Here is a 26,757-nt window from a genome sequence, read left to right as displayed (position 1 = left end):
GGGACACATCATGGCGCTGACCACAGAGGAGCTCCGGCGCAGGTTCCCGGCGATCGGGGGCGAGTTCCGGCTGACAGCGGAGGAACTGGCCGTGCCGGGGACGGAGGAACTCTTCGGCACGTACCTGGGCGGCCCCCTGTCCGTGGCCGGTGTGACTGCCGCCGACCCGGAAGGCCTCAGCTTCTCCGGGGCGGTCACGATTCCCGGCGTCCCTCCGGGGGCCGCGGTGACGGTCACGTTCTCCGTGAACGCGACGGTGTCACCCCCGGTCGTGGCCGGGCTGACCCTCGACGTCACCCTGAGTACCGCCCCGGACCCGGGCGAGTGGAAGATCGACCTGCCGTACCTGCGGCTCGAAGCAGGTTTCCTCCGCGAATACGGCTTCGACCGACTGCTGTTGGTGCTGTCCGCCGAGCCCGGCGCCGGCGGCGCGGTGTCCACGTTCGCGACCGTGGGCGGCGATCTGCCGTTCGCTGCTGCCGGGGGAGTGGCGCTGAGGCTGCGGACATTGGTCCAGGAGGGTCCGGCCGCGAGCACGTACACCCTGAACGGCGAATTCTCCGGAGTGGCCTTCTCCGCCCTCGGTGACCTCGGCCAGCTCGTGCCGGGAGCGCCTTCCGAGCGCTTCAGGCTCCCCGACCTGCCGGGCCTGCCGCTTCCGGCGGCGGTCGAACTCGCGGGTCTGAGCGTCGTCTTCACCCCCGATGTCCATCGCGCGGCCGCAGGGCTGGACCCCGTGCTGGCCGCATCGGTACGGGTGAACATCCCTGCTCGCTGGTCTCTGATCCCCGGTGTGTTCGAGATCGAGGAGATCGATGCCGAGTTCGGTGTCGGGTCCCCGCGTACTGCCGGGGCGAGCGTGCACGCCCGGCTCGGCGGCGTCCTGCACATCGGCGAGACGATCGTGGGGGTGACGGTCTCCGTACCGGAACTCGACCTCAACGTCGAACTGCTCCGGCCGGTCCCGCTCGCCGACGCCCTCGCCCTGTTCCTGCCCGGTGCCCAAGTCCCCACCGGGGAGGCCGAGGCATTCAGCGCGTGGGTCAACGTGAGGTCCGAGGACTACGGCGCCGAGCTGGATCTGGCGGGCCCCTGGAGCATCGGGGACGTCTTCGCCCTCACCGGTGTCACCCTGTCCGTCCAGGGCGCCGGAACCGGCCGCCCCACCGCCAGGCTGGCCGCGGAGGCCGCGGTGGGCCGGGCCGCGCTGAGCGTCGAGGCCGGCTACGACAACGGCGTGTGGCGGTTCTCCGGCACCGCCGGGGATGTGGTCCCCGCCGAACTGTTCGCGCTCTTCGACGTGGCACCGCCCGCCGTGCTCGCCGACCTGACCGTACGCGAGACCAGGGTGTCGTTCGACAGCGGTGGCGGGGCGTTCGACCTGGTCTGCTCCTGTGCCTTTCCGCTCGGTGACGCCGATGCCGTGCTCGCCCTGGCCGTCCATCTGTCGCGCAGGGCGTCGGGCGGCTACGACAAGGACATCTCGGGGACGCTCACCGTGCAGATCCCGGACGGGCCCGGCGGCTCGCGCGCGCTGGAATTCGGCGTCGAGTACCGCGAGGACGCCGCCGGGTCGACGATCACCGGGGCCTGGTCCGCGGACGAAGGCGTTCCGCTGACGGACCTGGTGACCGCACTCGGTGTCGAACTACCCGATCTGCCCGAGGTGTTGCGGCCCGTGCTCACCGCGCTCTCGGTGCGGTACGACTCGGCGACGGGTCAGGTGCTGATGACGGCTTCGACCGAGCGAACGGGCTGGGTCCACGTCAGCCGTCCCGGTGCCGGTGCAGGTGCCCCACGGGTCGACGCGGCCGCGGTGAGGGTCCGCCTGGGGGCGCGCGCGTCGGATCTGCCGCTGGTCGGCGAGGCGATTCCGCCCGGTGCGGACCTTGTCGTCGACGGTATCGCCTTCACCTCGGCGCCGACCGGGTGGACCGCGGCGCAGGCCGGCGCGGTCAACGATGCGTTGAACCGGCTCGATTCCGCTGCGGAGCGCCGGTTGCCGCGCTTTGCCGCCGGGCCGGCGGCCGGGCCGGGCATCGCCGTCCAGGTCGAGCTGAGCATCAGCGGGGTGCGGCAGGAGCCGCTGGTCCTGCCGATCACCACGGGGCCCGGCGGCACGCTCGTGGCCGCCTCCCGAGGCCCGGTCACCGTGCACGCGGCGTCGGACGAGAGCTGGTCACGCGACCTCGACCTGACGCTCGGGGCGGTGCGGATCTCGCGGATCGGCGTCGGCTTCGCGGACGGGCAGGTCTTCGTCGCGCTGGACGCGGTCCTGTCGGTGGGCCCGGTCCGGTTGGTGCTGATGGGCCTCGGGCTGGGGTTCGACGGGGAGTTGAGCGTATCGCCGCGGTTGCGCGGGGCGGGCGTGCAGTTGGACAAGCCGCCGCTGAAGATCAGCGGCATGGTGGAGCGCCGCACCGGGCCGGAGGTCGCCCCGGGGCTGAAGGAGCAGTTCATCGGGCTCGCCTCGATCGAGACCGGGTTCTTCGCCCTGAACGCCGCCGGGTCCTACGCCAAGGCCGTGGACGGCTGGTCGTCGATGTTCCTGTTCGGCGAGATCTCGGGCGGCGAGCGCGGGCTGTTCGGGCCGCCGCCGTTCCGGGTGATCGCCGTCTCGCTCGGCTTCGGTGTCAACAGCACGGTCCGCACACCGAGGATCGACGAGGTCGGCGGGTTCCCGCTGGTGAACCGGCTGGACGGCGGCGGCAGCGGTGACACCCCGGAGCAGGTGCTGGAGAAGCTCGCCGGCCCCGGCGGCTGGATCACGCCCCGCGAGGGCCAGTACTGGGGAGCGGGCGGGATCGAGTTCAGCTCGTTCGAGTTCATCCGCTCCCGCGCGCTGCTGCTGGTCGAGGGCGGCCAGTCGTGGAAGGTGCTGCTGATCGGGCGCACCACGATCGACCTGCCGCGCAGCAAGGCCGCCACGAGGCCGATCGCCCGGGTCGTCATCGACCTGGCCATCGGCTACCGCCAGGACCAGGGCCTGTTCTCGATGGACGCGGTCATCGCGCCCGGCTCGTACGTCATCGACCCGGCGGCCGAGCTCACCGGCGGCCTGTCCTTCTACATCTGGGGCCAGGACCGTACCGCGGCCGGGGGCGGCAAGGGCTTCGTGTTCACCCTGGGCGGCTACCACCCGCGCTTCAAGCGGCCCGCCTACTACCCCGACCCGCCGCGCGTGGGCTGGCGGTGGGCGATCGGCCCGGTGGCGATCCGCGGCAGGGTCTACGCGGCGCTCACCGACGGAGCGTTCATGGCCGGCGGCGAGCTGGCCGCGAACTACGACAAGGGGCACGGCATCCAGTTGCAGGCGTGGTTCACGGCCTGGCTGGACGCGCTGGTGCAGTGGAAGCCGTTCTACTTCGACCTGTCGATGGGCCTGAGCATCGGGGTCGCGGCCACCGTCAAGGTGCTGTTCATCCGGGTGCGGGTCTCGCTGTCGGTCGGGGTGTCGCTGGACCTGTGGGGTCCGCCGATCGGCGGCCGGGCCAGGATCAAGGTCTGGTTCATCAGCTTCACCGTCGAGTTCGGCACCGGCCGGGACGGTGTGCCGGCGATCGACTGGGGGGAGTTCAGCGTCCAGCTGCCCGCCCCGCTGTCCATCGCCCCGCTGTCCGGGTTGCTGGTCGACGTCGACCCCGAGGAGACCGCGATCCGGTCTGCGACGGGGGAGCCGTTGCTGGTCTCCATGGACGGATTCGCCGTCCGCACCGAGGCCGCCGTCCCCGCCAGCCGCATCGTCTTCAACGGCAGGAGCTTCGCGGGAGCCGAGGACGCCACCATCGACATCCGGCCGATGGGGCCCAAGGGGCAGGGCGTGGTCTCCGAACACCACGTCACCCTGAAGAAGTTCGACACCACCTGGACCCCGCCCGACTGGAAGATCGCCGTCTACCGGCAGGACATGCCCAAGGCGATGTGGGGCGCGCCGCTGGGCGAACCCGGCGACGTGCTGGACGGCGACGGGCTGCTCAGCGGCTGCCTGGCCGGCATCACCTTCGAGATCCCCCGGCCCGAGCTGGGCCCAGCGGTCGGCTGGGTCGACGCCGAGGCCCTGGAGGCCGACGGGCTCCCGGACGCGCCGATCCCGCTGCTGGGAACGGCGCCGGAGGGGCCGCCGTCCGTCCCGGACGACGAGGGCCAGGGCAGCATCGGCGCCATCGTCGACCCGGCCTCCGGCATCGCCGCGAAGACCACCGCGGCCCACCGCGCCTCGGTGCACGCCGCGCTGGCCGGATTCGGCCTCGCCCCCGGCACCGACGAGCCGCTGACCCGCTACCCGGACCTCGCGAAGACCGCGTTCACCAACGCGCCCATGACCACCACAGCCGAGAGGTGAACCGACGTTGAGCGGCACCGAAGACCTCCGCGTCGCCTTCCACGACTACCGTCGCCCGCTGGCCCCCGCCGGCGTCTACACGCTCACGGCGGAGCACCGCCTGACCAAGGACGGCAGCCGGGTCGACGTGAACCCGGCCATCCCGGCCAGCACGCAGCAGTTCGAGATCCGCGCGGTCCGGTTCGTCCTGGACCCCTCGTCCGTGCACGCCCACTACCCGGCCGAGGGCGCCGCCGGCGACTTCGGCCGCACCCTGCCGCACATCACCCTGGACCGCTCCGTCCTGCCCTGGGAGCGGCTGCTGAAGGCCCGCGCGGTGCCCGAGCAGGCCCCTTGGCTCGCGCTGATGGTGTTCCGGGCAGGTGAACTACCCGACGATCCGGAGGGTTTGGGCCGGACCACCACCCGTACGGTCGCAGAGCTGCGCAGCCCCGGCGAGGGCATCCTCGGCCCGGACCTCAGCGACGCGGGCATCACCCCGGGCATCGCGGCCAGCCGCTGCCAGAGCGTCGACGTCCCGGCCGGGCTGTTCACCGCGCTGGTGCCGCGGGAGGAGGAACTCAACTACCTCGCCCACGTCCGCGACGTCTCCACCCGGCCGCAACTCCTGGACGACGGTGAGATCCTGACCGAGGGCCAGTACGCCGTGCTGGCCGCCAACCGCTTCCCCCGGCAGCCCGGCACCTACACCGCGCACCTGGTCTCCCTGGAGGGCTTCAACGGCAGGCTCGACCCCGGCCAACTCCCGGGGAACGTCCGGTTCGTGCGGCTGTGCGTGCTGCACTCCTGGACGTTCACCAGCGACCCGGCCGGCACCCGGGACCCGGCGGCCCTGCTGAGCAACCTCGTCGCACCCGCCCGCGCCGACCGGGAGAACCTGGCGTTGCGTCTGCGCCCGAGCCCGAGCGCGGCGGCCCGCTCCACCGCGGACGCCGAGCGGTACGCCCGCCGTCGCCTGCACCTGGGCTACACCCCGCTGCCGTACCGGCTGCTGTCGGGGGAGACCACCTACGGCTGGTACCGCGGACCGTTCGTCCCCGTGATCGCCGCCGAGACCCGCGACTTCGCCCGCGACACCCCGAAGACCACCGCCGACCACGCGCTGATCTACGAGCCGGAGCACGGCCTGTTCGACGTCTCCTACGCCGCCGCCTGGACGCTGGGCCGGACCCTGGCGCTCAGCGACCCCGACTACAGCGAGGAGATGACCCGCGCGCGGCGCGAACTGGCCAACACCGCAGCCACCATGATGGCCCTGGCCACCGCCGGCCCGGCGCTCGCCGCCGCCGACCCCGCCGACCTGGACGGGCGCACCCTGAGGGAACTGGCCGCCCCCGGCTTCGCCGCGAGTCTGCTCGACGCGCTCGCCCGCCCCCTGGCCCCGCACGGCCGGGCCCCGGTCCCGGCCCGTCGCAGCCGCCGTACCCGCCTCACGCAGCAGAGCGCCCACGCCGTCCTCGCGGCCGGACCCCGGGCAGCGGCCCTGCGGGCCACCGCCGAGCGCCACACCCGCACCCTGCCGGCCTGGCTGGACGAGCTGACCCTGCTGCGCCGGGTGCCGTTCAACTACCTGGTGCCCAACCCCGCGATGCTCCCCCCGGAATCGATCCGGCTGTTCCGCATCGACGAGAACTGGATCGAGGCACTGCTCGCCGGAGCCCGCGACGTCGGCGTCCACACCTCCCTGGACGCACTCGTCGACACCGCGCTCACCGCCGCCGTCGACAGCCGCCGCACCCGCATCCGCACCGGGACGACCGGCCGGGCCGGGCTGCTGATCCGCTCCGAACTCGTCGAAGCCTGGCCGGTGTTCGACATCCTCGCCACCACCGCAGGCGCCGCGGTCAGGGAACTGCGCCGCGACCACCTCGCCCCCGACACCCTGCTGCTGCTCCTGGACGCCGTGCCCGACGAGATCGTCATCCGCGAGCCCGGCCAAGGCATCCACTTCGGGATCGACAGCAACGACAGCACCGGCGACAACAGCGTGATCAACCTGCGCGAGCACCGGCCCGGCCCCGACCTCGGCTACCCGCTGCGCCGCGACTACCCCGCCGCAGGCGGCCTGCTCACCAGCCATCTGCGGCTGCCCAACGGGGGCGGCGCACCGGACGTTCTCGCCCTGCGCGGCGACCGGGGCCTGGTGCCGGCGCTCGCCGCCGCCCTCGACCCCGCCCTGGGCGACCTCGCACCCGGCGAGTTCGCCCTGCAACTCGTCAACGCCCCCGTCGAGCAACGCCTGTCCCTCGACGCCCAGCCCGGCCAGGAGAGCGCCCGATGACCGACACCGACCTGATCGTTCCCGTCGAGGTCCACGCGCTGCTGGTCACCCGCGACGTGGCGAAGTTCGACGACTTCCGCCGCTGGAGCCCGCGCTACCCGTGGACGTTCTCCAAGGACCACCGCAGCAACGCCGAACCGCCCATCCAGAACTCCGAGGGCAACCCCGGGGAGGGCATCCACGTGCAGTGGCAGCTGCCCGAAGCCCTGACCACCGGGGCGATCGACTCCGCCGCCGGCGTCAGCAGCTTCCCGCTGGTGCCCAACCGCTGGCTCGTGGTGCGCTACGCCCACGTGCGCGGCGAGTTGAAGGCTGCCGGATTCCTCGTCCACAGCGACTACCTGGAGAAGGCCGACGGCGGGCCCGTCGAGTCGGCCTTCACCCCGTTCGTCGACCCGGCCTCCCCCCGGGAGAATCCCCGCGCCGACTACATCGGCCGCGTCCACCCGCTGAGCGAAGGCCCCTGGCGCGAGCCGGCCGCCCGGCCGCTGTTCCTCACCGCGATCGGCAGCGGACTGCCCGCCTTCGCCGCCTTCGCGCCGTACCACGAGGACGTCTTCCTCTTCCACGACACCCTCGCCGACCTCAAGGCCAACGACAACTACCCCCCGCCGTGCACCGTCAGCTACTGCGTGACCGGCTGGTACAGCCGGGACGACGCCGACATCCTCACCACCGCACGCGACATCGAGGGCCTGCTGCCCCCCGGCGCGGACCCCGACAGCCCGGCCGACGTGCTGCGGGCCCTGGGCTGGGCCGCCCCTGACGGCATGCCGGAGACGATCACCCGCACCCGGTACGTCGGCACCGCCCTCGGCATCCCGTGGAACCGCGAGGGCGGACACCCGGACTCGGACCGCCCCAAGGCCCAGGACGTCAAGGTCGCGATCGGGCACAGCACCGCCGACGCCGTCGCCGCCCTCGCCGACCACCAGACCGGCGACGCCGCCCTCGCCGACCAGGTCCGCGCCCTGTTCCACGGCAACCCCGACGAGCTCGACGGCCCCGACTGGCAGGTCTCCCTGGACGAGATCACCCGCCGGTCCTGGTTCAGCGGCCACGACGGCGGCGCCACTTGGCAGGTCGTCAACCGTCCCGGCGAACAGGCCGACAGCCAGGCCCCGCCGCCCGAGCAGCCGGACTGGATCGCGGTCCTCAACCGAGACCAGGACGACTACGACCAGGCCAGGCACAAACTCGCCGCTGCACAGTGGCAGCTGTGGACGCTGTGGTGGCTGCGCAACCTGCCCACCAACCGCCGCCCCCTCGACCACGAGTTCGACGAGGCAGCCTGGGACCGGCGGATCCAGGCCGTCGGTACACAGGTGGCGCAACTCGGCGCCGAGGCCGAGCGGCTGAGTGGCAAGGTCCCGCACGGCCTCACCCCCGAAGAGGTCCAGGCCGCGATCGACCGCCACGCCGAGACCGAGGGGCTTCCCGATGAGCTGGAGCTGAAGCGCGCGCCCCGACAGAGCTACCACCGCCCCGCCGACCCCGTCCTCGCGCTGACCGGCTCGGGCACCTCGCAGCCGCTCGGCCGCGACGAGGACGACCCCCTGCCCTGCCGTCTGCCCTCCGCGCTGCTCACCCGCGTGAAGATCAACAATGACTGGGCGGACGTCCCGGCCGCACCTCCGCTGCCCGCCAACACCCCGGAGGTCCCGGGCATCATCAGGGCGGTGCTCGCCGAGTTCGCCCTGCTCGACCGGGCCGTACGCACCGCGGCCACCGGCGGCACCGACACCGCGTTGCACGCGGTGGTCGCCGACCCGGCCGCCAACTCCCAGGGCCCCTGGCCCGAATACACCGGGGTGTGGTGCCAGCCCTGGCTCCCGCTCTACATCCAGTGGGAGATCAAGCACTGCGCCACCCCCTACCGGAGCCAGGACGCCACCCTCAACTGGGAGTTCGGCCTCGGCCGCGACGGCGACCCGGACCCCGACCGCTACCGGTACCGTTGGACGGGCAGGGATGCGGCCGGTGGCGACGGCGATGGCGGACGGCGCTGGAACGCCTTTGGCGGACGCGCCTTCGTCACCCCCTCCACCCGCTTCGTGCTGCGCGAGCAGACGCGGCGGCTCGCCGAGCACGCACCGCCGCAGCTCGCCCGACAACTGCGTGCCATGCGCCAGGAACTGGAGGCCATGGACGTGCTCTCCCAGGCCCTCGACGGCTTCCACGACTGGCTCGTCCAGCAGGACGGGGCCGCCCAGGCCGTCACGGATCACTCGATCCTGTCGCCGGCCGGCGAGACCAACCACGTCCCCGACGGCGCGGAAGGGCACGGCGAGCAGCGCTTCCAGCCAGTGCGGGCAGGCCAGTTCCACTTCATCGAGCTGGTCGTCATCGACCGCTTCGGACGCGTGTGCTCGCTGGTGCAGCCGACCGGCACCCAGCCCATCCAGTTCCAGCCGGTCCGCGCCGACAGCGTCGTGCCGGACCGCGACCTGTTCCCGAATCCGCCCGGCCCGCAGCGCTTCGTGCAGCTACCGCCACGGCTCGTCCAACCGGCCCGGGTCCGCCTGGACACCGTGCCGCTACGGACCGACCAACCGCCCGCGGAGGCGGCCCGGGCAGTCGACGCGGACCAACTCCCCGGCGCCGAAGCACCGGTGGCCGGCTGGCTGCTGGCCAACCACCTCGACCGGACCCTGCTGGTCTACGGCCCCGACGGGGAGCCGCTCGGCGAACTGCGCGTGGTGCGCGACGTCCGGAACACCCGCACGACGGCCTGGAACGCGCTCCCGCACGCCCCCTGCCGCCACCCGGAGGACGACGACTTCGCCGCCGCCTACCCGCATGTCGCAGCCTTCGCCCAAGGGCTGCTCGCCCACGGGCCGGAAGCCTTCGAGGCGCTGGGCAAGACGATCGACACCGCGCTCGACCACATCCTCGAACCCTCGCCCGAGGAGGACCGCTCCCCGGTCCGGCTGATCGGCCGCCCCATCGCGCTCATCCGCACCCGCCTCGGCCTGGACCTGCTGGGCGAGCCGCTGTCGGACCCGAGTTGGAAGCGCGCGCTCGTCCCGCCGGGCGAGCCCTACCCCGACCTGCGTGACCACCCCGACTACCGGGACTACCCCGACTACCGCTGGACCGTGCGCCTGGGCGACCCCGACCGACTCTCCGACGGCCTCATCGGCTACTTCGCCGCCGACGACCACGACCAGCGAACCCGCTACCACCGCTTCCACGCCGTCGATCCGAACGGCCCGGCCAACACCTATGTGACGCCGATCGGCACCGGCGCACACCTCACCCTGCCCGCCAGGCCCGCCGACCGCCCCGCCACCCACCACCTCACCCTGCTGGCCTGCCCGCACACCGCCGTCCACGCCACCACCGACATCCTCCCCGTCGCCGACGTCTCCGTGGACGCCGACACCACCCACCGGGCCCTGGCCCGCATCCGCGCCTCCTTCCGCCTCAACCCCCTGCTCGCCCCCGACCGCTTCGGCCCCCCGGCGGCGGCTGCCTCCGTCAAGGCCCAACCCGGCCACCCCGCATCGGCCATGGCGGACGGCGACCCGACCACCTCCTACGAGAGCAGCGAACCGCCGGGGGCCGACGACTGGGTCGGCCTCGACCTGCACGTCGAACGGCGGGTGGAAGCCGTCGACATCCTCCTCGGCCGTCCGGACGGCAGCGGCATCCCTTCGGCCACCGACCTGGAAGCCTCCGCCGACGGCGAGCAGTGGACCCTTCTGCGCAGCTGCACCCAGGCGACCGAGATCCACCACGCTCCCGAAGCACCGCTCACCGCGCGCTTCGTGCGGCTGCGACACACCGTCGCCGCCTCCGGTCCGTGCGCCGTCCGCGAGTTCAGCGTGCAGGCCGAGCCGTCGGACAAGTCCCTCGTCATGCCCCGCCCCGCAGCCTGGCACGGCGACTGGACCTGGGCCGAACCGATCCCCGTGGACGGCGCCGCCGGCGGCCTGCCACTGCCCGACTGGGACGAGCACCTCATCCACAACGCCGACCGGCTCTCCCACCCCGACGCGCCCCTTCCCGTCGCCCGCTCCGGCTACCTCCAACTCCAACCGCCGGCACCGGGACGGACCCGCTCCACCCCGGCCCCCGCCCCCACCCGGGCCCCGGCCCCGGCCCCGGAAGGAACCGCGTCGTGACCAGCCCCGACCCAGCACTCCTCCTCCCGTACCGCCTGGAACACACCCCGGCGACCGCCGCACAGCCCGGCGAAGTGGCCCTCAGCCGCCTCCGCCTCACCATCGGAGACGACCCGGACGGCCCCACCGGCTGGCCGGTGCGGTGCACACGGATCACCCTCGACCTCCCCACCGCCCACGGCGCAGCCGTGCCGACCGGGGAACCCGTCATCCTGCGCACCCGGCTGGACCTCGAACGCGGCCCCGGGCGCGGCCGGCAGTGGCTGGTCGAAACCGCCACCACCGACCCGGCCGCCACCCTCCTCACCCTCAGCCCCGCCGAACCCGCCCGCTTCGACGGGACCTGGGCCCTCACCCTCACCCTCGACATCAGCACGCCACTGGGCACCCAGACCCGCATCACCGAGGACACCGCGCCCGGCGACGGAAGCCCGCAGCGCCGCACCGGAACCGCCACAGCCCTGCCCAACTGACGACCCGAACCGAGGAGTTCCGAAGCCGTGACTGCCGCCGACCTCCCCATGCTGCTCCCGCCCGCCATGGTCGAGGACCCGAGCCCGCTGAACGTCTCCACCTTCGCCAAACCGGAGTACGCCAAACTGACCATCACCTACGGCAAGGGCGAGCCGAGCGGACCTTGGCCGGTGCACTGCGAATGGTTCAAGGTCCGCATCCCGACCGGCCGCCAGGCCTCCGCCCTGACCAGCGAACCGACCCTGATCCACTACGAGTTGACCGTGCCCGACGGCAAGCGGCAGTGGGCCGTCGACCGCGACACCCGCGACCCCAACCAGGTCGTCTTCACCTGCTCGCCGCCGCCGGACGAGCCCGCCGCGTTCGACGGACGCTGGAGCGTCCAGTTGGAGTTGTGGGGCATCGAGGTCAACGGCGGTGCCGGCCCGGTCGACATCGTCTGGGAGGAGTCCACCTCCACCACCGGCGCGGACGGCCCCTTCCTGGAACGCACCGGCAAGGGCATCGTCAGCAAGCGCGACGACTCCTTCTACCTGCACAGCTTCCGCCCGGCCTCCGTCGCCATCGCCCGCAACACCAAGGCCACCCTCCACTGGGAAGGCACCCCCCACGCGACGTACACCGTGTACTACCGCAAGCCGGACGGCACCCAGGGGTCGTCCACGGCCAGTGGCGGTCGCTGGACTTCCCCGGACAACCTGGTCGACGACTCCAGCTTCACCCTCGAAGCCAGGATGAGCAACGAAGTCCGCTACCTGACCACCTACATCAAGGTCAACAACCCCGACATCGCCGTCACCGCCGTGACTGCCGCCGGGGACAGCGTGTTCAACGGGCACATCAACCAGGCGGTCGGAAAGGTCCTCCGCGTCGGGGAGATCCGTGGTCCCTACAACGCCACAGCGCCCAACGAGAGGCCGCTGACCATCACGGGCGGGGCCTTGACCATCTCGAACAGCGCCACCGAATTCACCAATGCCCTCATCGTGAAGGCCGTCAGGTCGCCCGAGAACGCTGCGCTCACCATCGAGAACATGCCGGACAAGGAGAATGTCGCCAAGAAGGTGAAAGCCACGTTCCTCGACGGCGTTCTGTCCGTGACGGGGAACGGAACCTACAGCGGGGCCATCAGCACCATCAGTATTGCGGCCAGCGAGATCAACGGGCGCGGGGCCGGCGTGCTCGGCCTCAACGGCAGTGTCACGGTCAACGGCGCCCTCGCTGCCACCGGTGACGTCACCGCCGGCGGCAATGTCACTCTCGACCCCGGGGCCAACGGGTATCTCTGGCTCAAGACGGGCCGCTTCGACACCACGGCGCAGGCCACGGTGAACCTCCACGGTGGCCTCAACGCCAACGGCGGCCTGAACATGGGCGCAGGCAAGAACATCACCATTCCCCAGGGCGGTGGCGAACTCGTGGTGGCCGACGCGTTCGTCGCGAAATCCCATAATCCGGGTTATACATATCCCAAGGTGGAGGTGGGTCCGACGGGCGTTGCCACCTCCTTCACCCACAAGGGGAGGCGCGTCCTGCGAACCGGCGACCTGGTCTACCTCAAGTCGCACTGGCAGGGCAGCTATCTCAAGGCCGACGCCAACGACAGCGAACGGAAGGTCACCCGGACGACGTCCCCCGATATGAACAACGGTCGCTTCATGTGGTACTTGGACATCTCCGGATACTCGCCTGCCGCCGTGGTCGAGGAGGATGCCGAGGTCCTGGAATAGCCCGGGTTCGAGATCCTGGCACCCTGGTCGATGTTGTGTTCGAGCAGACCGGAAGGCCGTCCTCGCGGCAATGCGGGGACGGCCTCTCGTGTCGAGCGGTCCGCGGGCGGGCACTCCGCGGGCCGCCCGCCTCGATTCGTGCGGCGCAGCGCCCGGGCCCGGGCTCAGTGCGGGCGTGGCCGGTCGCCCGGCGGGTTGTCCGGATCCGCAGCGCTCAACCGGGCGACCAGCTCCCGTTTGAGCACCTTGCCGCTGGGGCCGAGGGGGAAGGCGTCCACGAACTCCACCCGGCGCGGGTACTTGTACGGCGCCATCCGCTCCCTGCTCCAGGCGACGATCTCGGCGCCGAGGGCCGGGTCCGGCGCGGTGCCGGGGCGGACCCTGACCACCGCGCACACCTCCTCGCCGTGGACGGGGTGGGGGAGTCCGACGACGGCTGCCTGGGCGATGGCCGGGTGGCGGGCCAGGACCTCCTCCACCTCGCGCGGGTAGACGTTGTACCCGCCGCGCAGCACCACGTCCTTCTTGCGGTCGACGACGGACAGGTAGCCCTCGTCGTCCTTGACGCCGAGGTCGCCCGAGCGGAACCAGCCGTCCACGATGGCCTCGGCGGTCGCCTCCGGCCGGTTCAGGTAGCCGGCCATCACGTTGTGCCCCCGGATGACGATCTCCCCCGTCTCGCCGGCGGGCACCAGCTCGATCCTGTCCTCCACGTCCGCCCTGGCGATCTCGACCTCGACGCCCCAGATCGGCCGGCCCACCGTGCCCGGTCTGAGCGGCCACGCCTTCTGGTTGTAGGCCACCACCGGAGACGTCTCGGTCAGCCCGTACCCTTCGAGGACCGGGCAGCCGAACGTCTCCCGGAACGCGTCCAGGACCGCCACCGGCAGCGCCGCGCCGCCGGAGAACGCGCGGTCGAGCGCGGGCCTGCGCGGGGCGGAGCGGGCCGCGTCGAGGAGTGCCGTGTACATCGTCGGGACCCCCATGAAGACGGTGCAGCCCTCCCGCACCATGAGGTCCAGCGCGCCCGGTCCGTCGAACCGCGGCATCAGCACCAGGGTCGCCCCCGCCCGGAAGCAGGTGTTCATGCCGCAGATCTGGCCGAAGGTGTGGAACAGCGGCAGGCAGCCGAGCAGGACGTCGTCCGCGGTGAAGTCGAACGGCGACAGCATGGTCGTGTCGACGTTCATCACCACGTTGAGATGCGTGAGCAGGGCGCCCTTGGGCCGGCCGGTGGTGCCGGAGGTGTAGAGGATCAGCGCGATGTCCCCGGGGTCGCGCGGTACCTGGCGGTCGATCGGGGTGCTCCGCGCCGCGAGCGCGTCCAGCCGCGGCGCGCGGGCGCCCCCCTCCTCCTCGTCCCCTTCTTCCATGACGGTGAGCACGGGCGTGCCGGCCGTCTCCGCCGCCTTGCCGCCCTCGGCCAGGAGCGGGGCGGCGCAGATCAGTGCCGCCGCCCCGGAGTCCTTCAGGACGTACGCGATCTCGTCCGCCCGGAGCAGGGAGTGGACCGGGACCACGACCGCGCCGAGGGCGAGCACACCGAAGTAGGCCAGCGGGAAGTGCGGTGTGTTGGGCAGCAGCAGCGCCACCTTGTCGTCGGGGCCGATGCCCCGCGCGCGCAGCGCTGCCGCGTACCTCCGCGCCCCGTCCCACAGCTCGCGGTAGGTGATCTTCCGCGTACCGGACACGACCGCCGGGTGCTCCGGCCGCCGTAGCGCGGACTCGGCGAGGATCGCCGCCACGGAGAGGGTCACGGGGTCTCACCCGCCCGCTTCCGCGGCCAGCCGCGCCTTGTCCGGTTTGCCGACGCCGGTGAGGGGCAGCGTGGGGCGGACGTGGATCCGCGCGGGGACGTGCTTGGGCGAGATGGTGGCCCGGATGTGCTCCGCCAGTTCGTCGGGGCCGGCCGTGCCCGCCTCGCGCAGCACCACGGCGGCGTGCAGGTACTCGACCCGGTCCCGGTCCTTGACGCAGAAGGCGACGGCCTGAGCCACGTCGGGATGGGCCAGGAGGGCGTTCTCCACCGTCACCGGGTGGATCTTGATGCCGTTGGTCTTGGTCACCTCGCCGATCCGGCCGCGCAGGTGGAGGTAGCCGCCGCCGTCGACGAAGCCGAGGTCACCGGTGTGCACCCAGCCGTCCCGTACGGTCCGGGCGGTGAGTTCGGGCTCGGCCACGTACTCGCTCATCGTGAAGGGCGACCGTACGCAGACCTCGCCGGTCTCGCCGGGCGGCAGGTCGCGGTGGTCGTCCGGATCGGTGATCCGGACCCAGTCGGGCATCGGGCGGCCGACCGTGACCCGCAGCCGGGGGTCGAGGTGCTCGGTGGGCGAGAGCATGCTGACGAAGCCCGCCTCGCTGGTCGCGTAGACCTGGATCAGCACGTCGCCGAAGACCTTGACCGCCTCGGCCAGTCGCTCGGGGGACGCGGGGGAGCCCACGTACGTCACCATCCGGAGACCGGACAGATCGGTCGAGCCCACCTCCGGATGGTCCATGAGCAGGTACAGCTGGGGAGGGGAGAGCAGCATCCGGGTGATCCCGTGCCGCTCGACGGCGCGCAACGCGTCGCCCGGGTCGAAGCCGTCCCGCAGGACCACCGAGCCGCCGGACGCGAGTGCGTCGTCGGCCGTGGCGCCGCTGGAGTGGCTGAGCGGGAGGAAGCCCAGGTAGACGGACCGCCAGCCCATCCGGAGTCCGGCGGAGATGAAGCCGTTGCGGGCCCGGAAGTCGAAGGCGATGCCCTTCGGCTCGCCGGTCGTGCCGCTCGTGTAGGTCACCACCGCGGGCCGGTCGGGTCCGATCTCGATGCCGGCCGGATCCAGTGCGTCCGGGTCCCCGGCGGTCAGGTCCAGGACATCGGGGCCCAGGTCGCCGAGGGCGGCCAGGGTGAGCGGAGTGCCCAGCCGCTCGCGCAGCTCACGGGCGGTCGCGAGGTTCTCCGCGTCGACGGCCAGGTACGTCGCACCGGTGTCCCGGAGGATCTTGAGCTTGGCGCCGGCGGCCAGGTGGTCCGCCGGGTCGACCGCGTTGGTGGTGTGCAGATGGACCACCGTGGCCCCGACCAGATTCGCGGCGTACCGCAGGACCAGGGTCGGGGCGGTGTTGGTGACGGTCAGGACGGCGACCACGGCGCCGCCGCCGCTCCCGCCGGCGTCCCGGTGCAGGGCCTGCGCGGCCGACCGGACCAGGGCGGTCAGCTCCGCCGCGGTCAGCGTCCTGTCGCGCCAGGACAGGACCACCTTCTCCGGTTCCGCGGAGATTACCTCAAGGATCTGGCTGACATACGTTTCGTCCGACGGCATGGGAAACTCCAGTGGTGCCGTTCCGGGGAATTTCCGCTCAGCGTACAACGCGCACCGCAGGTCCACCAGGGGTTTGAATTGAGGAATCCGGCGCGCGGGGCGTGCTGAATTGTCGCAGACCGCGCCATCGAAGTGATATTCCGCTCTGAGACAATTCCCTCTACCGGTCCGGCCCCCGCACCGGCGCAGTCCTCGGAGAAAAGGGTGGTCATGAACCATTACCTGGAGCTCTTCTCGCGGCAGATGAGGGAAGGCGGATCCCCGGAGGCGAAACGGGAGTTTCTCGAGATCGGCCGGCTCGCCGGGAAATTTCCGGCGGCCCGGAGCCTGCGGGGCGGGATCACCTCCGAGATCAGCGTGTGGTGCAGCAACGACTACCTGGGAATGGGCCAGCACCCGCTGGTCCTGGCGGCGACCCGGGAAGCCCTCGGCGAGTACGGCGCGGGCGCGGGCGGCTCCCGGAACATCGGCGGAACCAACCACTACCACGTGCTGCTGGAGAACGAACTGGCGGATCTGCACGGCAAGGAGGACGCCCTTCTCTTCACCTCCGGGTACACCGCCAATGACGGGGCCCTCACCGTCCTCGCCGGCCGGCCGGCGAACTGCGCCGTCTTCTCCGACGAGATGAACCACGCCTCGATCATCGACGGGCTCCGCCACAGCGGCGCCGAGAAGCACATCTTCCGCCACAACGACACGGCGCACCTGGAAGAGCTGATATCCGCCACCGATCCCGACCGGCCGAAGATGATCGTCATGGAGTCGGTCTACTCGATGGCGGGTGATGTCGCCCCGCTCGCCGAGATCGCCCGGATCGCCCGCGAGTACGGTGCGGTGACCTTCCTCGACGAGGTCCACGCGGTCGGGATGTACGGGCCGGAGGGAGCCGGCATCGCCGCGAGCCTGGGCATCGCGGACGAGTTCACCGTCATCATGGGGACGCTCGCCAAGGGGTTCGGCACCACCGGCGGATACATCGCCGGTCCCGCCGAGCTGGTCGACGCGGTGCGGGGCCTGTCCCGCTCCTTCATCTTCACCACCGCCCTGCCACCGGCGGTCGTGGCGGGCGCGCTCGCCGCGGTCCGGCACCTGCGCGCTTCGGACGAGGAACGCGACCGGCTCCGCGCGAACGCGCGGCTGACGCACCGGCTCCTCACGGAACGCGGAATCCCCTTCGTCTCCGACGAGTCCCACATCGTCTCGGTCTTCGTCGGGGACGACGCACTCGCCCGGCGGATCTCCGCCCTGCTGCTGGAACGCCACGGCATCTACGTGCAGGCGATCAACGCGCCGAGCGTGCGCGTCGGCCAGGAGATCCTCAGGAGCGCGCCCGGCGCCGTCCACGAGCCCGCGGCGGTGGAGGAGTTCGTCGCCGCACTGGACGGGATCTGGCGGGAGCTGGGGGTGGCCCGGACCCCGGGCCCGCAGCGGTCCGCCGAAGCCGGAGGCTGACCCGTCCCACGGGGTGCGCGCGGCTCTCCCGCGACTCCGTGACCTGCCCTTTTCCCCGTCCGCATCGTGTCGCGGCCTGCGCTATCGGGCTGCTATGCGACTTGGGCAAGATCGACGTCGCAGGTCCGGTGGCGGTACACGCCGGGCATGACGAAGGCGTCCCGGTCGGCGCGCGACCCGTGGGAGCGGGCGCGCCGCCACGGTCCCGCGACTGATGGTCCTGCTCGCCGTGAAGGAGTCCGAACACACGATGGCGCACCCCGACGGTACGGAAGCACCGCTGCTGTGGACACTGGCCGGCAGCGGCAAGGAGTCGTTGGCGGCCGGCGCGCGCGGCCTGCACGCGTACCTGGCCGGCCGTGACGACTGGAGCCCCCAGGACATCGCGTTCACCCTCGCGCACACCGCTTCCGAGGGGAGCCGGCGGGCGGCACTGGTGGCGGACGGCCGTGACGGATTCCTCCGGCGGCTGCAGGCACTCGCCGACGGCAGGAGCATGCCCGGCCTGGTGGAGGGCGCCGCAGGAGCCGGCCGCCGGGTCGCCTTCGTGTTTCCCGGACAGGGCGCGCAGTGGCCCCGGATGGCGGTGGACCTGCTGGACACCTCCACGGTGTTCCGCGACCGGATGGACGCCTGCGCGCAGGCCCTGGAACCGTTCGTCGACTGGTCGCCGATCGACGTGCTCCGCGACCCGGACGCGCCGGGCGCCCCCGCCGGGGACCGGGCCGACGTGGTGCAGCCCCTGCTGTTCGCCGTGACGGTGTCGCTCGCCGAGCTGTGGCGGTCCCACGGTGTGGAACCGGCCGCCGTGCTCGGGCACAGCGTCGGCGAGGTCACCGCCGCCGCGGTCTGCGGCGCGCTGTCCCTGGACGACTGCGCGCGGGTGGTGGCCCTGTGGAGCCAGGCCCAGGCGACCCTGGCCGGGCAGGGCGACATGGTCTCCGTCATGGCCCCGGCCGGCGAGGTCGAGCCGCGGCTGCGCCGCTGGGACGGCCGCCTCGTCGTCGCCGCGCACAACGGCCCGCGGTCCGTGATCGTCTCCGGCGACCGCGACGCCGCGGCCGAACTCCTCGCCGACCTGGCCTCGGACGCGGTGCACGCACGGCGGATCGCGGTGGGCCTGGCCGCCCATTCCCCCCACATCGACGCGATCATCCCCCGGATGCGCGCCGACCTCGCACCGATCCGGCCCCGCACACCGCAGCTGCCCTACTACTCCGGACTGACCGGGGGACGACTGGACGTCCCGGCACTGGACGCCGACTACTGGTGCCGCAACCTGCGCAACCCGGTCAGGTTCCACCAGGCGACCGGGGCCCTGCTGCGGGACGGGTACGGCGTCCTGCTGGAGGTCAGCCCGCACACCGTGCTGACCTCCGCCCTCACGGACTGCGCGGAGGAACACGGTGCGCAGGCCGCCGTCCTCGGGACGCTGCGCCGGGACCAGGGCGGTCCGGGCCGGTTCCTGACCTCGCTCGGCGACCTGTACGTACGCGGTGTCACCCCGGAACGGGACGTGCTGTCCGCCGGCCGGCAGGCCCGGGTGCGGGAACTGCCGGCGGCTGCCCTGGCGGCGCTCGCGGAGCCCGGACCGGGGGACGCGAAGGGGCCGGGCGGTGCGGGCGGCGCAGGCGATGACCGGGATGCCGGCACCGCGTTCCGCGCGGAGCTGGCCGAAATGGACGTACCGGAGCGGCGTGCCGCGCTGGCACGGCTGGTGGGCGAGGAGACCGCCGCGCTGACCGGGCGGACCGATCCGGTCCCCGCCGACCTGGCCTTCCTCGACCTGGGATTCGACTCCGTCACCGCCGTGGAGCTGCGCAACCGGCTGAGTGCGGCGACGGGGCTGCGCATCCCGGCGACGGTCGCCTTCGACTGCCCGACACCGGCGGCCCTGACCGCGTACCTCTGCGCCGGGATCGGCGGCGAGCGGCCCGAGGGGAACCCGGACCCGGACGGGCCGGTGCGGCGGGCCGCGGACGACGACCCCGTGGTGATCGTCGGCATGGCCTGCCGCTACCCCGGCGGTGTCGGCAGCCCCGACGAACTGTGGGAGCTGGTGGCGGCAGGTGCCGACGCCGTCTCCGCGCTGCCCGACGACCGCGGCTGGGACACCGCCGGACGGTACGACCCCGCACCGGGGACGCCGGGCCGGTACTACCAGCGGGAGGCGGGTTCGCTCGCCGGTGCGGCCGAGTTCGACGCGGAGTTCTTCGGCATCTCGCCGCGCGAGGCGGCGGCGATGGACCCGCAGCAGCGGCTGCTGCTGGAGACCGCCTGGGAAGCGCTGGAGCGGGCCGGGATCGACCCGGCCACGCTGCGGCGGACCCCGACGGGCGTCTACGTCGGGGCGATGACGATGGACTACGGGCCCCCTCTCGAACAGGGCGCCGACGAGGGCGGCCACCTGCTGACCGGCAACACCGGGAGCGTCGCGTCGGGCCGACTGGCCTACACCCTCGGTCTGGAGGGAGCGGCGGTCACCGTGGACACGGCGTGCTCGTCCTCGCTGGTGGCCCTGCACCTGGCGGTGCGGGCGCTGCGGTCGGGCGAGTGCTCGCTGGCGCTGGCCGGCGGCGCGACCGTGATGTCCACGGTCGGCATGCTCGTGGAGTTCAGCCGTCAGGGCGGCCTCGCCCCGGACGGCCGCTGCAAGGCCTTCGCGGCAGCCGCCGACGGCTTCGGCCTGGCCGAGGGCGTGGGGATGCTGTTGGTGGAGCGGTTGTCGGATGCGCGGCGCAACGGGCATCCGGTGCTGGCGGTGATCCGTGGTTCGGCGGTGAACCAGGACGGTGCGAGCAATGGTCTGACGGCGCCGAACGGTCCGTCGCAGCAGCGGGTGATCCGGGCGGCGCTGGCGGACGCGGGGCTGTCGGCGTCCGAGGTGGACGTGGTGGAGGCGCACGGTACGGGGACGCGGCTGGGTGACCCGATCGAGGCTCAGGCGCTGCTGGCCACGTACGGGCAGGGCCGTCCGGCGGACCGTCCCGTGTGGATCGGCTCGCTGAAGTCCAACATCGGCCACGCCCAGGCCGCGGCCGGTGTGGCGGGGGTCATCAAGTCGGTGCTGGCGATGCGGCACGGGGTGATGCCGAAGACGCTGCACGTGGACGGCCCGACGCCCGAGGTGGACTGGTCCGCGGGGGCCGGGCGGTTGCTCACCGAGGCCCGTGGGTGGGACGACACGGGACGTCCGCGCCGGGCCGGGGTGTCCTCCTTCGGCATCAGCGGGACCAACGCCCACGTGATCCTGGAGGCTGCGCCGGCCGAGGCTCCGGTCGGGGCTCCGGTCGGGGCGGCTGAGGGTACCCGGCGTCCCGGGGCGGTGGTGTGGCCGGTGTCGGCGCGCAGTGCGGAGGCTCTGCGGGCACAGGCGGAGGCGCTGGCGGCACGGGTGGCGGCGGAGCCCGTGCTCGACCTGGCGGACGTGGGCTACTCGCTGGCGGTGGGGCGTGCGTCCTTCGAGCACCGTGCGGTGGTGGTGGGCGCGGACCGGAGCGAGTTGCTCGCCGGGGTGAAGGTGCTGGCGGAGGGGCGTTCGGCACCGGGACCGGTGGCCGGCGGTGCCGGGGTGTCGTCGGGTCGTTCGGTGCTGGTGTTCCCGGGTCAGGGGTCGCAGTGGGTGGGGATGGCCGCGGAGTTGCTGGGTGAGTCGGAGGTGTTCGCGGGGCGGATGGCGGAGTGCGGTCGGGCTCTGGCGCCTTACACCGACTGGTCGTTGGTGGATGCGTTGGGTTCGGAGCGGTTGCTGGCGCGGGTGGATGTGGTGCAGCCGGTGCTGTGGGCGGTGATGGTGTCGCTGGCGGAGGTGTGGCGTTCGTTCGGTGTGGTGGCCGATGCGGTGGTGGGTCACTCGCAGGGCGAGGTCGCGGCTGCTTGTGTGGCGGGTGGTCTGAGTCTGGAGGACGGGGCGCGGGTGGTGGCGTTGCGTTCCCGTGCGGTGGGGGCGTTGGCGGGGCGGGGCGGGATGGCGTCGGTGCCGTTGCCGGTGGAGGAGGTGCGGGGGCGTATCGCCTCGTGGGCGGGGTTGTCGGTGGCGGCGGTGAACGGTCCGTCGTCGACGGTGGTTTCGGGTGACGCGGACGCCGTGACGGAGCTGGTCGACGCGCTGGTGGGGGAGGGGGTGCGGGCGCGTCTGATCGAGGTCGACTACGCGTCGCACTCCGCGCATGTGGAGGAGGTCCGCGAGCAGTTGCTCGCCGACTTGGACGGCATCGTGCCCCGGTCCGGTTCGGTGCCGTTCTATTCGAGCGTGACGGGCGGCCTGTTGGACACGAAGTCCCTTGATGCCGGGTACTGGTACCGGAATCTGCGGGAGACCGTCGAGTTCGAGCAGGCGACCCGTGCGCTCCTCGCGGCCGGGCACCGCGTCTTCATCGAGTCCAGCCCGCACCCGGTGCTGGGCGTGGCGGTGGGGGAGTCGGTGGAGGCCGCGGGTGCGGACGCTGCGGTGCTGGGGACGTTGCGGCGTGAAGAAGGCGGCCTGGAACAGGTGCTGCGTTCGGTGGGCCGCGGGTGGGAGCGCGGACTGGCGGTGGACTGGTCGGGAGCGTTCCCGGAGGGCCGGCGGGTGGACCTGCCGACGTACGCCTTCCAGCGGCGGCGCTACTGGCTGACCGCCCCCGCCGCCGTCCCGGCCGCCCCCGCCGAAGACCGCTGGGACGACCTGGAACTGGAGGACCCCGCCCGACTCGCCGAAGTCCTCGGGGTCGGCCGTGAAGCCCTGGACGAAGTCCTGCCCGCCCTGGCGACCTGGCGCTCCGCCAGGAAGCGTGAACGGAGGGCGGAGTCCTGGCGTTACCACGTCGCCTGGGCGCCCCTGTCGGTCGCGCCGGCGGACGGCCTGCCCGGTCGCTGGCTCGCCCTGCGTCCCGAGGGCGACGACGCGGCGGCCGTCCTGGACACCCTCGGCGAGGCCGGAGCCGACCTCCTCCCGTGCGTCGTCGCCGATCCGGGCGCGACCCGCGGACAACTCGCCGCCCTGCTCACGAAGACCGCCGGGGAGCAGCCGATCGCCGGAGTGCTGTCCCTGCTGTCCTGGGAGGAGCGCCCCCACCCCGAACACCCCGACCTCCCTGGTGGTCCGGCGCTGACCCTCGCGCTGGCCCAGGCGCTGGAGGCCGCGGGCATCCCCGCCCGGCTCTGGACGCTGACGAAGGGAACGGCGGTCCTGGGCGGCGCGGAGCGGCCCGGGCACGTCGGTCAGGCCGCGTCCGCCGCCCTGGGCCGGACGCTGGCACTGGAGCACCCGCATCGCCGGGGCGGTCTGATCGACCTGCCCGAGGTGCTGGACGTTCGGGCCGCCCGCCGCTTGTGCGCGGTGCTCGCGGGAGCCGTGGCCGATGAGGAACAGGTGGCGGTGCGCTCCACCGGGGTCCACGGCCGCCGTCTGCGGCCCGCGCCGTCCGCGGCGCCGAAGCCCCGTGAGGGCGACGCGGCCGTCGGGGTGCGGACGCGACCGCGATGGCAGGGCACGGTCCTCGTCACCGGTGGCACCGGTGGCGTCGGCTCGCACACCGCGCGCTGGCTCGCGGGCCAGGGCGCGGAACGGCTGCTGTTGGTCAGCCGTCGCGGCGCCGAGGCACCCGGCGCGGACGCGCTGCGGGCGGAACTGACGGGGCTGGGCGCCGAAGTGGCCTTCGCGGCCTGCGACGTCGCGGACCCGGCCGCACTGGCGGCGCTGGTCGCCGGCATCCCGGCGCGGTACCCGCTGTCCGCCGTCATCCATGCGGCGGGCGTCCTCGACGACGGTGTGCTCGACGCGCTGGACCCCGCCCGGCTCGCCGTGGTGCTGCGGGCCAAGCTGACCGCCGCACGGAACCTGCACGAGGCCACCGCCGGGCTCGACCTGTCGGCCTTCGTGGTGTTCTCGTCGGTGATGGGCGTCGTGGGCAACGCCGGGCAGGGCAACTACGCGGCCGCCAACGCGGCCGTCGACGCACTCGTCGCCGCCCGCCGGGCCGCCGGGCTGCCCGGCACGTCCGTGGCGTGGGGCGCCTGGGCCGGGCCGGGCATGCTGGCGGACGGAGTCGCCGCGCGGCTGCGGGACTTCGGCATGCCGGTGATGGAGCCCGAGACGGCCGTCACCGCGATCGGCCGAGCACTCGCGGAGGACGACGCGCTGGTCGTGGTCGCCGATGTCGACTGGCGGCGCTTCACCACGGGCATGGGCCTGCGGTCCGCCGCCCTGCTCGACGCGATACCGGACCCGGCTGCCGCGAGGCCCGTTCCGGACACCACCGCACCGTCGCCGGCCCGCGAGGGCGGCGGCTCCGCCGATGCCCTGCGGCAGCAGATCGCCGAACTGCCGCGCCACGAGGACCGGGTCAGGACCCTCACCGAACTGGTGCGCACCCACGCGGCGACGGTCCTGCGCCACCCCGACGTCGACACGGTCCAGCCCGGAAAGGCGTTCTCCGCGCTCGGCTTCGACTCGCTGACGGCGGTGGAGCTGCGCAACCGGCTCGCCGCCGTCACCGGACTGGGCCTGCCCGCCACCGTCCTGTTCGACCACCCCACACCGTCGGCACTGGCCGACCGGCTGCTCGCGGACCTGGACCTGCCGGCCGCGGCGAGCGGCGCCGCCACCACCGCCGGCTCCGTCGGCGCGGAGGCGAGCCGGGCGGAGGAGCCCGGCAGCAAGGAACCCATCGCGATCGTCGGCATGGGCTGCCGCTTCCCCGGCGGGGTCACCCGGCCCGAGGACTTCTGGCACCTTCTCTCGAAGGGCACCGACGCCGTCGGCGACTGGCCGTCGAACCGGGGCTGGGACACCGAGGGGCTGTACGACCCGGACCCCGACCGCGCCGGAACCACGTACAGCAGGCAGGGCGGCTTCCTGCACGACGCCCCCGAGTTCGACGCGGAGTTCTTCGGCATCTCGCCGCGCGAGGCGCTGGCCATGGACCCGCAGCAGCGGCTGCTCCTGGAAACCGCCTGGGAGGCGGTCGAGGGCGCCGGGCAGGATCCGACGGCGCTGAAGGACCGGCAGGTCGGCGTCTACATCGGCACCAACGGCCAGGACTACTCCGCGCTGCTGGAGGGTGCCGAGGGAGTGTCCGAGGGGCATCTGCTGACCGGGAACACGGCCAGCGTGCTCTCGGGGCGGCTGTCCTACGTCCTCGGCCTCCAGGGGCCCTCGCTCACCGTCGACACCGCGTGCTCCTCGTCGCTGGTGGCGCTGCACCTGGCCGTGCAGGCACTGCGGCGCGGCGACTGCGAGCAGGCCCTCGCGGGCGGGGTGACGGTGATGAGCACCCCGCGGCTCTTCGTGGAGTTCAGCCGGCAGCGCGGGCTCGCCGCCGACGGACGGTGCAAGGCGTTCTCGGCGGAGGCGGACGGCACGGGCTGGGGCGAAGGCGCCGGAGTGCTGCTGCTGGAGCGCCACAGCGACGCCCTGCGCCACGGCCACCCCGTGCTCGCGCTGATCAGCGGCACCGCCGTGAACCAGGACGGCGCCAGCAACGGGCTCACCGCCCCCAACGGCCCGTCCCAGCAGCAGGTCATCCGCGCCGCCCTGGCCGACGCCGCGCTGCGTGCCGACCAGATCGACGCGATCGAGGCCCACGGCACCGGCACGAGGCTCGGCGACCCCATCGAGGCGCAGGCGCTCCAGGCCGTCCACGGACCGGCGCGCCAGGCGGACCGTCCGCTGTGGCTCGGCTCGGTGAAGTCGAACATCGGGCACACCCAGGCCGCGGCCGGGGTGGCCGGGGTGATGAAGATGGTGCTGGCCATCCGCCACGGCGAACTGCCGGGAACCCTGCACGCCGGGACGCCGAACCCGCACGTCGACTGGTCCGGCGGCGGCATCCGCCTGCTCACCGCGCGCACCCCGTGGCCGGAGACCGGGAGCCCGCGTCGGGCGGGGGTGTCGTCGTTCGGCATCAGCGGCACCAACGCCCACGCGATCATCGAGCAGGCGCCCGCCATCGCGGTCGTGCCCGCCCCGGACCGGACCGACGCCCCGGAGCGGACCGACACCCTGGAGCGGACCGACGCCCCGGCCGAGCTCGCCTCGGACACCACCGCCACCGCCACGATGGCCATCGCGGCGGTCACCGCAACTCCCACCGCCCGCCGTACCGGCCCTCCCGTGCCGCTGCTGCTCTCGGCCAGGACACCGGAGGCCCTGCGGGCGCAGGCCGGCCGACTGGTGAGCCGGCTCGATGCCGACCCGGACGTCGAACTGGCGGACGTCGCCTACTCGCTCGCCACGGGGCGAGCCCCGCTCGAACACCGGGCCGCCGTCCTGGGACGGGACCGGGCGTCCGTCCGGCGCTCGCTCACCGCACTCGCGCGCGGCACGGCAGCGGGCCGGCTGCTCACCGGCGGCGCCGTACGCTCCGGCCGGACCGCCTTCCTCTTCCCGGGACAGGGCAGCCAGCGGGCCGGCGCCGGTGCGGAGCTCTACCGTGACGACCCGGTGTTCGCCGACGCCCTCGACGAGGTGCTGACCGGCCTGGACCCGCACCTCGACCTTCCCCTGCGCGACATCCTGTTCGCCGAGCCCGGAACGCCGGATGCGGATCTGCTCGACCGCACCCGGTACACCCAGCCCGCGTTGTTCGCCCTGGAGACGGCGCTGTTCCGGCTCGTGCAGCACTGGGGCGTGCGGCCCGACCTGCTGATGGGGCACTCCGTCGGCGAACTCGCCGCCGCCCACGCGGCGGGCGTGCTGGACCTGCCCGACGCCTGCGCGCTGGTAGCGGCCCGGGGACGGCTGATGGACGGACTTCCCGGGGGCGGGGCGATGGTGGCGGTGGAGGCCACCGAGGAGGAAGTGCACCGGGCCCTGCTGGACGACCGCACCGGGCACCCCGCCCCGGAGCGGGAGGCGGGCCGGGACGCGGTGGACGTCGCCGCCGTCAACGGGCCGAGCTCCGTGGTCCTGTCCGGTGACGCGGACGCGGTTACGCGCCTGGCCGGTGCGTTCCGCTCCCGCGGACGGCGCACCCGGCGCCTGAGCGTGAGCCACGCGTTCCACTCCGCCCGGATGGACGGGATGCTCGACGCGTTCCGGGAAGTGGCCGAGTCGCTG

At 73.2% G+C, this 26,757-nt stretch carries 9 protein-coding genes (1 of these 9 only partly in view); 7 read left to right on the top strand and 2 right to left on the bottom strand.

The window, feature by feature from the left end; all coding sequences use genetic code 11:
• Window positions 1–10: 10 nt before the first annotated feature.
• Genes ACFU74_RS00285 through ACFU74_RS00265 form a run of 5 tightly spaced genes read left to right on the top strand, consistent with a single transcriptional unit; the run spans window position 11 to window position 12,954 of the window.
• On the top strand, window positions 11–4,342 hold the full coding sequence (locus ACFU74_RS00285) for a DUF6603 domain-containing protein (protein WP_380749292.1): 4,332 nt from the start codon (window positions 11–13) through the stop codon (window positions 4,340–4,342).
• Between the two features lie 7 nt (window positions 4,343–4,349).
• Entirely contained in the window at window positions 4,350–6,623 is a 2,274-nt protein-coding gene (locus ACFU74_RS00280) for a hypothetical protein (RefSeq protein ID WP_380749289.1), read from the top strand.
• Window positions 6,620–10,750 carry a discoidin domain-containing protein gene (locus ACFU74_RS00275; protein WP_380749286.1) on the top strand — a complete coding sequence of 1,377 codons (4,131 nt, stop codon included), beginning with the start codon at window positions 6,620–6,622 and terminating at the stop codon, window positions 10,748–10,750. The genes ACFU74_RS00280 and ACFU74_RS00275 overlap by 4 nt, the downstream gene beginning before the upstream one ends.
• Window positions 10,747–11,223, top strand: coding sequence for a hypothetical protein (locus ACFU74_RS00270; RefSeq protein WP_380749283.1), 477 nt, complete (start codon window positions 10,747–10,749; stop codon window positions 11,221–11,223). Before ACFU74_RS00275 ends, ACFU74_RS00270 begins: the two co-directional genes overlap by 4 nt.
• A gap of 27 nt (window positions 11,224–11,250) precedes the next feature.
• A complete protein-coding gene (locus ACFU74_RS00265) occupies window positions 11,251–12,954 on the top strand; it encodes a hypothetical protein (protein WP_380749281.1) in 1,704 nt (567 codons plus the stop codon).
• 164 nt (window positions 12,955–13,118) lie between these two features.
• On the opposite strand, the gene ACFU74_RS00260 is transcribed toward ACFU74_RS00265, so the two are convergent.
• Both ACFU74_RS00260 and ACFU74_RS00255 read right to left on the bottom strand, forming a co-directional pair.
• The gene (locus tag ACFU74_RS00260) at window positions 13,119–14,711 is read right to left on the bottom strand and encodes a long-chain fatty acid--CoA ligase (RefSeq protein WP_380749278.1); all 1,593 of its coding nucleotides are present in this window, start codon (window positions 14,709–14,711) and stop codon (window positions 13,119–13,121) included.
• A 6-nt stretch (window positions 14,712–14,717) separates the two neighbouring features.
• Window positions 14,718–16,262, bottom strand: a complete 1,545-nt coding sequence (locus ACFU74_RS00255) for a long-chain fatty acid--CoA ligase (RefSeq protein WP_380749276.1) — start codon at window positions 16,260–16,262, stop codon at window positions 14,718–14,720.
• Between the two features lie 210 nt (window positions 16,263–16,472).
• Here ACFU74_RS00255 and hemA point away from each other — a divergent pair, with 210 nt between their 5' ends.
• Window positions 16,473–17,717: a 5-aminolevulinate synthase gene (gene hemA / locus ACFU74_RS00250; protein ID WP_380749273.1), complete on the top strand. Its 1,245-nt coding sequence runs from the start codon at window positions 16,473–16,475 to the stop codon at window positions 17,715–17,717.
• A gap of 250 nt (window positions 17,718–17,967) precedes the next feature.
• Window positions 17,968–26,757, top strand: partial view of a type I polyketide synthase gene (locus tag ACFU74_RS00245; RefSeq protein WP_380749270.1) — the 5' portion only. 5,655 nt of this gene lie beyond the right edge of the window; 8,790 of the gene's 14,445 nt are visible here — the first part of the coding sequence; it begins with the start codon at window positions 17,968–17,970; its stop codon lies beyond the right edge, outside the window.

The organism is Kitasatospora sp. NPDC057500, assembly GCF_042802195.1.
In the GTDB taxonomy this organism is placed as follows: domain Bacteria; phylum Actinomycetota; class Actinomycetes; order Streptomycetales; family Streptomycetaceae; genus Kitasatospora.
The sequence above is the reverse complement of the archived record's forward strand: the minus strand, read 5'-3'. Positions and strand labels throughout refer to the sequence as shown.

Coding starts and splice junctions, on each gene's coding strand:
- ACFU74_RS00275 (WP_380749286.1), top strand. CDS start 6,620: ATGACCGACACCGACCTGATCGTTCCCGTCGAGGTCCACGCGCTGCTG.
- ACFU74_RS00285 (WP_380749292.1), top strand. CDS start 11: ATGGCGCTGACCACAGAGGAGCTCCGGCGCAGGTTCCCGGCGATCGGG.
- hemA (WP_380749273.1), top strand. CDS start 16,473: ATGAACCATTACCTGGAGCTCTTCTCGCGGCAGATGAGGGAAGGCGGA.
- ACFU74_RS00255 (WP_380749276.1), bottom strand. CDS start 16,262: ATGCCGTCGGACGAAACGTATGTCAGCCAGATCCTTGAGGTAATCTCC.